Here is an 8147-nt window from a genome sequence, read left to right as displayed (position 1 = left end):
TCACCATCCCGGCAACAGGAAGCGGTGGCACACACGACGGTGCGTGCCACCGCTTCACCATGCCGTCGTTGACAGGCCGACCTCCATATGAGGCGACTACCGCACACAACTGCACACGGCCCATCAACTACTATGTTGCATAGTAATTGAGATGCAATCGTCGAAAGGGTGTGGCGGTGTGACAGCTGATCAAACCCCGGCGCTCACATCGCAGGGACGGTTACGCAGAGCAATCGCTGCGGTGCGCAACAGGTGGCGGCAACTGACCTCGATGCGAACGGCACTGGTGCTGCTGTTTTTGCTCGCTATCGCAGCAATCCCAGGCGCCCTGCTGCCACAGCGCAATCTCAACACCCAGGCGGTTGATTCCTACATCGCAGCGCGCCCGGCTCTCGGGGCCGTCATGGACACGCTGGAATTGTTCGACGTATTCGGAAGCTTCTGGTTCACCGCCATCTACGTCCTACTGTTTGTGTCGTTGATCGGCTGCCTGACTCCCCGAATGATCGAACACGGTAAAGCCCTTCGCGCACAGCCAGTTCGCGTACCCCGAAACCTTTCGCGACTACCGCTTCATCATTCGGGCGCTCTCGCCGGTAGCCCGAAAACCGTCATCGACGACATCGCGCCCCACTTGAGAGGGTGGCGTACTGCCGTTAGGCCCGAGCCCGATGGGGCGCTCACCCTCTCCGCCGAGAAGGGCTATACCCGCGAAGCGGGAAACCTACTTTTTCATTTCTCGCTGATCGGTCTGCTCGCGGCCATCGCCATCGGCAAGCTCTTCGGTTACGAAGGATCGGTCATCGTCATCGCCGACAACGGGCCCGGTTTCTGCAACACCTCGCCCGCCATCTACGACTCCTTCCGGGCCGGCAACAGCACCGACGGAACCGGGCTGGAGCCGTTCTGCATCAGAGTCAAGGACTTCAACGCCGACTACCTTGAGAACGGCCAGGCAGAGATGTTCACCTCGAACATCTCCTACCAGTCCGCCGACGACATCGCCGCAGACACCTGGCGCGACTATCAACTCAAAGTCAACGAACCCCTCCGGCTCGGAGATGAACGCATCTACCTCACCGGCCACGGATACGCCCCGGAATTCACCGTGACCTTCCCCGACGGTCAGAGTCGAACCGAGGCCCTGCAGTTCCGGCCCGACGACGCCACCACGTTCCTGAGTAGCGGGGCGTTGCGTTTCGATCCACCCGGCGGGACCTATGCCACCGCCGATGAGCGACGCCGCGGCCAGATCGCCATCGAAGGCCTCTTCGCTCCCACTGCGCAATTCAACGGAACCCTGCTCTCCTCCCGCTTCCCGGACTTGGTCGATCCTGCTGTGGCAGTGGATATCTACAAAGGAGATACCGGCCTCGACACCGGCATACCCCAGTCGATCTTCTCCCTGGACCAGGAGATGATCAACCAGGGCCGACTTGTCAAGCAGGATCGGGTGAACCTGCGTCCCGGTGAATCGACGACCCTCACCGACGGCACCAACATTCGATTCAACGGCGCCAAGGAGTTCGCCAACCTGCAGGTCGGATACGACCCCGCACAGTTGTGGGTGCTCGTGTTCGCGATCACGATGATGACCGGACTGTTGGTCTCGCTGGTGATCAAGCGACGTCGAGTCTGGTTCCGTGTACTCCCGGCCGAAACAGGCCGATCGAGCGTGGAGATGGGCGGGCTCGCCCGTACCGATCACGCCGGATGGGGACCCGAATTCGAGACCCTCCGCACCGAAATCTGGACGCCGCGGACAAAGAACCACTCCGAGACCCTCGATACAGAAACGGTGTAGCGCCATGCCGATCGACGACAACCTCGCCCGCTGGAGCGACATCAGTTTCGAGACCGCCTTCGTGGTCTACCTTCTCGCCGCGATCCTGTTCATCGCACAACTCGCAACGACACGAACAGCGACTCTGAGCCGGGCCTCGAGTCTGCATCCGCAACTGATCGCAGCGACATCATCGACACCGGGATACGTGCCGGTCCCCGAGCGAAGAGCCCCGTCCGAACGCCTGGGCCGCACGGGACTCGCCCTGGTAATGCTCGCACTCACTTTGCATATCGGGTCGATCGTCCTGCGCGGGATCGCCACTGGCCGCCCGCCGTGGGGAAACATGTACGAATTCGTCTCCGTCACATGCGCGGCCGGCATACTTGCCGGACTGATCGTGCTGCGCTCGGAGCAACTGCGCACACTATGGTTGTTCGTCCTCGTGCCGACCTTGATCCTGCTCTTCATTGCCGGAACTGTGCTCTATGCCAACGCGGCGCCCGTCGTACCAGCCTTGCAGTCGTATTGGCTCCCCGTGCACGTCTCCGTCGTCTCGCTCGGCAGCGGGGTGTTCCTGATCTCCGGTGCAGCCAGCACATTGTTCCTGATCCGGATCCGATATCCCAACAACAACGCCGTCCCCGACAGCAGAGTGGGCCGGATCGTCGCTCGTCTCCCCTCGGCGCACTCGCTCGACGTGCTGGCGTACAAGACCACCATCTTCGCGTTTCCCCTGTTCGGAATCGGTGTCATCCTCGGCGCGATCTGGGCCGAGGCCGCGTGGGGTCGGTTCTGGGGCTGGGACCCGAAAGAGACGGTCTCATTCATCGCGTGGATCATCTACGCCGCGTACCTGCACGCCCGGGCCACCAGCGGGTGGCGTGACACCCGGGCCGCGTGGATCAACATCGCCGGATTCGTGGCCATGCTGTTCAACCTGTTCATCATCAACATGGTGGTCTCCGGACTGCATTCGTACGCGGGTTTGAACTGATGTCGCCTGCTAGCCGCCGCCCTGTGCTTCGGCGAGGTCATGCGGCACCGGTCGCGTCAATCCCGCGTCGACCCGGCCGGTGTTGCCGACCGGGTATCGACCGGACCAGGATCCAGGAGCCACGACCACGATCCGAATCAACTGACTGCCTCGTGTCCGTAGTGCATTCCGGAGAGGGAAGTCACAGTGCCCCGAGCTTCGTCACCGGCCAAGACTGGGGCATCGACCGCGTCACCGATCCCACGATGTTCGAGACATCGGCGCAGATCCGTACTGCAGCAAAGGCGTCGACTTCATGAGACTCGGCCGCCCTACGGGGGCTCGCACACGCGAACAGAGCAGTCTGCCCGCCACGGCAACGGCATCCATCCTTGCCGTTGTACTCCTGGTCTCCGGATGTTCCGCAGGCGCCGACGCCGTGCCCTCCGGAGGTAGCTTCGATTTCGTTGCACCCGGTGGTCAAACCGACATCGTCTACGATCCCCCCGAAACGCGCGGAACCATCGGTGAACTCGCCGGACCCGATCTGATGGAGGAAGGTAAGAACACCGCTCTGTCGGACTATGACGGCGAGGTGGTCGTGATCAATCTCTGGGGTCAGTGGTGCGGCCCCTGCCGCGGCGAAGCCGACGACCTCGAAGAGGTCTACGAAGCAACCCGCGAGCGCGGTGTGCAGTTCCTCGGTATCAATGTTCGAGATCCGCAGAAGGACAAAGCGCAGGACTTCGTTGTCGACAACAATGTCTCCTACGCCTCGATCTACGACCCCTCGATGCGGACGCTGATCGCCCTCGGCGGGAACTACCCGACCAGCGTGATTCCCTCGACGCTGGTACTCGATCGAGAGCACCGGGTGGCGGCAGTGTTCATGCGTGCCCTCCTCGCCGAAGACCTGCTCCCTGTCGTCGAACGGATAGCAGACGAATGACTGTTCTTCTTGCCCAAGGCGGCGTTGGCTCGACGTTCCAAAATCTGGCATCGAGCGGACCTCTGGTACTGGCGATCGCCGCATGTATGCTCGCCGGGCTGGTCTCGTTCGCGTCACCGTGCGTGGTGCCCCTGGTGCCGGGCTACCTGTCGTACCTGGCGGGCATCGCAGGTGCCGACGTGCCGTCGCTCGCCGCCGCCTCGACTGGTGAAGCACCGCCGAAGCTGGCAAGCCGCTGGCGCGTGGCAGGTGCAGCGGGGTTGTTCGTCGCCGGCTTCACCATCGTCTTCGTCCTCGCCACCGCCTCGATTTTCGGGGTCATCGGCACCCTGCGCATCAACGAACAGGTGCTTCAGCAGGTCGGCGGTGCCATCACGATCATCATGGGCTTGACGTTCATCGGGTTCATTCCCGCATTCCAACGCGACACTCGATTCGCGCCGCAAACCATCTCGTCTCTTGCTGGAGCGCCGCTGCTCGGTGGCGTGTTCGCGCTCGGCTGGACGCCGTGCCTTGGCCCCACGCTCGCCGGGGTGTTGTCCGTTGCCGCTGGCACTGAAGGCGCAACCGCAGCGCGCGGCGTCACTCTCATCGTCGCCTACTGTCTGGGACTCGGTCTACCGTTCGTGGTCCTCGCGTTCGGCTCGAGTTCGGCGATGCGCGGTGTCGGCTGGCTACGGCGGAACTCGCAGAGAATCAAAGTGGCAGGCGGAGTGATCATGATCGCCGTCGGTGTCGCCCTGCTGACGGGGGTGTGGGGTCTGTTCATTGCCTGGATACGCAATGAATTCGTCAGTTCGGTTGTATTACCCATCTGAGAAGGAAACCGAGCAGCCGCACGTGCAAGACCACGCCTCCCCAACTGCCAGTGCCGGTGGTATCGAACCCACTCTCTGTCGACGGCGCGCCCCCGCCGGGCCGCGACGACCCGATCCGAGAGCCGCCCCCTGTCCCTACCGCGGATCTGCGTGTCCCAAGGACCCCGCAGGCGGGTGCATCAGCAGGGGAGGGCATGTTTCCGGGGCCGTGTTGATCGGTGTGGCAGCTAAAAGGGCCAGGTCCTTCGAAACCGAAGGGCGGGGCTCGGTATTAGCCGAGCCCCGCCCTACGGTTGATAGTTCCCAGAATTGAGAGTTACTGGGCGAGCAAACTTTCCATTGTGGAGATTTCGCTCTGCTGCGCATCGATGATTGTGGAGGCAAGCTCCTTGGCATCAGCATTGGAGCCGTCGGCCAACTCGATCTGAGCCATCTCGATTGCCCCCTTGTGGTGCTCGATCATCATGGTGAGCCACATGGAGTCGAACTCCGCTCCGTTAGCGGCCGACAACATGTCCATGTCTTCCTGGCTCATCATGCCGGTCATGCCACCGCTCCCCATGTCCATACCGCCCATGTCCATTCCGCCCATGTCCATTCCGCCCATGTCGGCGGACGCTGCGGGCTGTCCCCATGCGGTGAGCAGGGCATTCATCTGCTCCATCTCCGGTGCTTGAGCTGCTTCGATGGCCTGGGCCAGCTCGATGACCTGAGCATTCTCGGTTCGGCCGTCGACAAGTGAAGCCATCTCCACCGCTTGTGCATGGTGGGGGTACATCCCTTCGACGAACGTGACATCGGCATCGTTGAATTCGGCCGATGCTTCGGCGGAATTCTCGGAGGACGACGAGGCCGGTGTATCGCTGCTCGACATGCCGGGCATGTTCATTTCGCCGTCGTTACTGCTGCAGCCAGCGAGAACTGCGGCGGCGACAGCGGAAGCCGCCGTTATCGCGATCGTGAAACGGGTAGATCGATTCGAACGCATAACAAACTCCTGAAATTATGGTGGGGTGGTTCGGATCGACAGGCACACTGACCCGTCGACATCTGTGTCTCACACAACGGTGAGTCACCTGTCAGATCCGAAGCACAGACAATTCGGAGAGAGTGAAAATGGTCCAGGGCGGCGGGTGCCCGGTTCGACGACGAACTGCCGACAGCCGCGCAGCGTGGACGAGAGAACCGGCGAAGCCCACAACGATTGCCCGTAAGACGGCCAACGCCGCGACAGCACCGATGATAGCCAGACACAGATGCATGACCGAGCTGTGATCGCCACAGCCGTTCCCGCAGTGTGCTGCGGAACCACTCTCCGATGCTGTCGCAGATGATGCTCCCGAATGCTCGTCGACGGCAGGTGGAGCGCTCACCGTCGAGGTCATCGAGTGTTCGCCGATACTCGTCGCCGTTGCGAACGACATCGGCGCAGAATGCATGAGAAGGACTCCGAACAGCACTATCGAAGCGCAAACAGCACCTAGGAGCCACTTCTGGTTCATAGGTTCCGTGGCTGAAGTCCTCACCGGTTCGATCTTACCGGTCTGCCACACGGGCATCCGGTCTCCTCGCAGTCGCGGCGTCCGGACCGTGGACATCGAATCAGGTGGCGATGGGCCGGTTGATTGCGGTCACTTCATCCCAGGGAACGGGCGCGACTTTGACGACGTCGCCGCCGGTGGGGGCGTTGACGTATTTCCCGTCGCCGATGTAGATCCCGATGTGTCCGATCGGTGAGTAGAGAGAGATGAAGTCACCCGGTTGCACTGATTCGCGGGAGACAGGTGTGCCCGCTCGTGCTTGGTCTGCGGCCACGCGTGGAACGGTCAGTCCCAGTTGTTTGTAGGCGAAGTAGATCAGTCCGGAGCAATCGAAGGACCCCGGCCCGGTAGCTCCCCAGGAATAGGGTTTGCCGAGTTGGTCGAGGGCGATGCGCATCGCCTCCGCTGATGTTCCACTCGCAGCCGAGACGGCGGCGGGTAGCTCGGAAGGATTCGTGGTGCCGGGGCTGACGATGGCAGCTCGATCCGCATCGGTGAGGGCGGCGAATTGGTCGGTGATTTTGGCGATCTGATCGGCCAGGTCGGTCTGGCGTTGCTCGAGGTCGCGTTGTGTACGTGCGGCGTCCGCCTCGGCTACCGCAGCGGACGCCTGTGCTTGCCGGGCTTGTTCGAGCTGGTCTCGCGCTTCGTCGTCGATCTGTGTCGAGTCGGCGAGTGCAGCGGCTCGATCGGCGAGGATCCGGTCCAACAACACCATCTGATCGAGTAGTTGCTGTGGGCTGTCCGCGACCAGAACGGCCCCGAGAGGGGATTGCGGTACACCTTTGTACGCGGCGTCGACAGCTGTGGCCAGTGCTCGACGGTTGGCAGATGCGGCCACTTCGGCTTCCCGAGCCGCCGCCGAGGTCTCGTGGGCGAATTGAACTGCGGTACTCAGTTCGCCGCGGCGACGATCGAGGGTGTCCTGCGCGGCGTACATGCTGTCGGTGAGAGTGAAGGCGGTCGCATTGAGTTCAGCGAGTTGTCGTACGGCTTCGGATGCGTTCACCGGGGGTGCAGCAGGGTCCGCCGAAGCTGGAGCATTTACCGAAAATGCCGCGGCAACAACGATGATCGAGGCGATCAGGGTAGCGCGGACACGCCGCGTCGGGCCTGAAAAAGAATGCACAGAAGAAATCCTCTGGGGTCGGTGTGGGTTCCCTGCGTCACCAGCGAAGGAAACGGAGCGCGGCGAGAGCCGCATGGGACTGTGTCCGGCCTCGCCGGTCACCATTGTCGGGTATCGGCAGTCGTAGACGGTTCCTCACGGTCGGCTGAGGCTCGCGTCGACGCTCGACGCCTGTGCCGTATGGGCGGCGAGTCGGCGTCGATTGACGCCGACTCACCGCACCTGCAAACTACTATCATTCATAGTAGATGGTGGGGTGGTATCCGCTGACCGGGAGAGGGATGACGACTGTGACGATGCGTGACTGGCCGGCGCGGCGTTGGGTGGCCGCGTTACTGGGCGCGACGGTGGCCGCGCTGGTCGTGGCGATCCCCACCGGGATCATCCACACTGCGTTCTACGTTCGAATGACCCCGGTGTTGTGGTGGAACTATCCGGTGTGGATTGCCACCGCAGTTCTCAGTGGCCTCATTCTTGCGACATACGTGAGCACTGGGCTGGCGTCGTCGGTTTCTTCCCGTGTAGGGGTCAGTGCGAATGCGTTGTCGTTGTTGGCAGTCGGATGTCCGATATGCAACAAACTGGTAGTGGTGGCGGTCGGGGTGAGCGGTGCTCTGGATCTATGGGCACCCGTGCAGCCCGTAATCGGAGTGATGTCGGTGGGGGTGATGGTGTGGGCTCTTCGACTGCGAATCCGCGGGGAACGCGCGTGCCCTACTTCTCGCGTAGGTCAGGAGTTCGGCAACTCCGCTGGCTTTGGCGGTGCAGGCGCAGCAAAATTGTAGGATTTCTCGCCACGTCCTATCCGCGGTCCGGCAGCAACAGACGACGAAGGCGACCGCTTCTCGATGCGCCATCTGCGGTGTTGGGCTGTGCCTGCGACACCGGCAGGCGGGCGTCGGCCAGCAATCCTGCCACCCCGGCGGCCACGCAGGCCGACGTCACCACTAT

At 62.4% G+C, this 8147-nt stretch carries 9 protein-coding genes; 5 read left to right on the top strand and 4 right to left on the bottom strand.

The features are described 5' to 3' along the window. Positions 1 to 151 precede the first annotated feature (151 nt). Together resB and ccsB are read left to right on the top strand one after the other, a co-directional pair. A complete protein-coding gene (gene resB, locus A2J02_RS15560) occupies positions 152 to 1804 on the top strand; it encodes a cytochrome c biogenesis protein ResB (protein WP_052061714.1) in 1653 nt (550 codons plus the stop codon). Positions 1805 to 1808: 4 nt separating this feature from the next. Beyond that, positions 1809 to 2780 (top strand): c-type cytochrome biogenesis protein CcsB, encoded by a 972-nt coding sequence (gene ccsB / locus A2J02_RS15555; RefSeq protein WP_032375699.1) that lies wholly within the window; start codon positions 1809 to 1811, stop codon positions 2778 to 2780. 9 nt (positions 2781 to 2789) lie between these two features. On the opposite strand, the gene A2J02_RS27275 is transcribed toward ccsB, so the two are convergent. After that, entirely contained in the window at positions 2790 to 2921 is a 132-nt protein-coding gene (locus A2J02_RS27275) for a DUF3703 domain-containing protein (protein ID WP_080733457.1), read from the bottom strand. A gap of 154 nt (positions 2922 to 3075) precedes the next feature. Between A2J02_RS27275 and A2J02_RS15550 the strand changes: the two genes are divergently transcribed. Together A2J02_RS15550 and A2J02_RS15545 are read left to right on the top strand one after the other, a co-directional pair. Continuing rightward, positions 3076 to 3708, top strand: a complete 633-nt coding sequence (locus A2J02_RS15550) for a TlpA disulfide reductase family protein (protein ID WP_080736598.1) — start codon at positions 3076 to 3078, stop codon at positions 3706 to 3708. Next, complete coding sequence (locus tag A2J02_RS15545; RefSeq protein WP_032375700.1) at positions 3705 to 4526, top strand: cytochrome c biogenesis CcdA family protein; 822 nt, start codon at positions 3705 to 3707, stop codon at positions 4524 to 4526. Before A2J02_RS15550 ends, A2J02_RS15545 begins: the two co-directional genes overlap by 4 nt. 316 nt (positions 4527 to 4842) lie before the next feature. Here A2J02_RS15545 and A2J02_RS15540 read toward each other — a convergent pair whose 3' ends face one another. The 3 genes from A2J02_RS15540 to A2J02_RS15530 all read right to left on the bottom strand — a co-directional run bounded on the left by A2J02_RS15540 (position 4843) and on the right by A2J02_RS15530 (position 7076). Next, positions 4843 to 5400: a DUF305 domain-containing protein gene (locus A2J02_RS15540; protein ID WP_308051299.1), complete on the bottom strand. Its 558-nt coding sequence runs from the start codon at positions 5398 to 5400 to the stop codon at positions 4843 to 4845. Positions 5401 to 5605: 205 nt separating this feature from the next. Further along, positions 5606 to 6028 carry a DUF6153 family protein gene (locus A2J02_RS29050; RefSeq protein ID WP_353806439.1) on the bottom strand — a complete coding sequence of 141 codons (423 nt, stop codon included), beginning with the start codon at positions 6026 to 6028 and terminating at the stop codon, positions 5606 to 5608. A 100-nt stretch (positions 6029 to 6128) separates the two neighbouring features. Beyond that, a complete protein-coding gene (locus A2J02_RS15530) occupies positions 6129 to 7076 on the bottom strand; it encodes an NlpC/P60 family protein (protein ID WP_068051055.1) in 948 nt (315 codons plus the stop codon). Positions 7077 to 7477: 401 nt separating this feature from the next. Between A2J02_RS15530 and A2J02_RS27270 the strand changes: the two genes are divergently transcribed. Next, positions 7478 to 7981 (top strand): hypothetical protein, encoded by a 504-nt coding sequence (locus tag A2J02_RS27270; RefSeq protein WP_176457804.1) that lies wholly within the window; start codon positions 7478 to 7480, stop codon positions 7979 to 7981. Positions 7982 to 8147 lie beyond the last annotated feature (166 nt).

This window comes from Rhodococcus sp. EPR-147 (assembly GCF_001647185.1).
Classification (GTDB): domain Bacteria; phylum Actinomycetota; class Actinomycetes; order Mycobacteriales; family Mycobacteriaceae; genus Rhodococcoides.
The sequence above is the reverse complement of the archived record's forward strand: the minus strand, read 5'-3'. Positions and strand labels throughout refer to the sequence as shown.

Excerpts from the sequence above, each read along its gene's own strand:
- resB (WP_052061714.1), top strand. The coding sequence starts at position 152 with ATGCAATCGTCGAAAGGGTGTGGCGGTGTGACAGCTGATCAAACCCCG.
- ccsB (WP_032375699.1), top strand. The coding sequence starts at position 1,809 with ATGCCGATCGACGACAACCTCGCCCGCTGGAGCGACATCAGTTTCGAG.
- A2J02_RS15550 (WP_080736598.1), top strand. The coding sequence starts at position 3,076 with ATGAGACTCGGCCGCCCTACGGGGGCTCGCACACGCGAACAGAGCAGT.
- A2J02_RS15545 (WP_032375700.1), top strand. The coding sequence starts at position 3,705 with ATGACTGTTCTTCTTGCCCAAGGCGGCGTTGGCTCGACGTTCCAAAAT.
- A2J02_RS15540 (WP_308051299.1), bottom strand. The coding sequence starts at position 5,400 with ATGTCGAGCAGCGATACACCGGCCTCGTCGTCCTCCGAGAATTCCGCC.
- A2J02_RS29050 (WP_353806439.1), bottom strand. The coding sequence starts at position 6,028 with ATGAACCAGAAGTGGCTCCTAGGTGCTGTTTGCGCTTCGATAGTGCTG.
- A2J02_RS27270 (WP_176457804.1), top strand. The coding sequence starts at position 7,478 with ATGACGACTGTGACGATGCGTGACTGGCCGGCGCGGCGTTGGGTGGCC.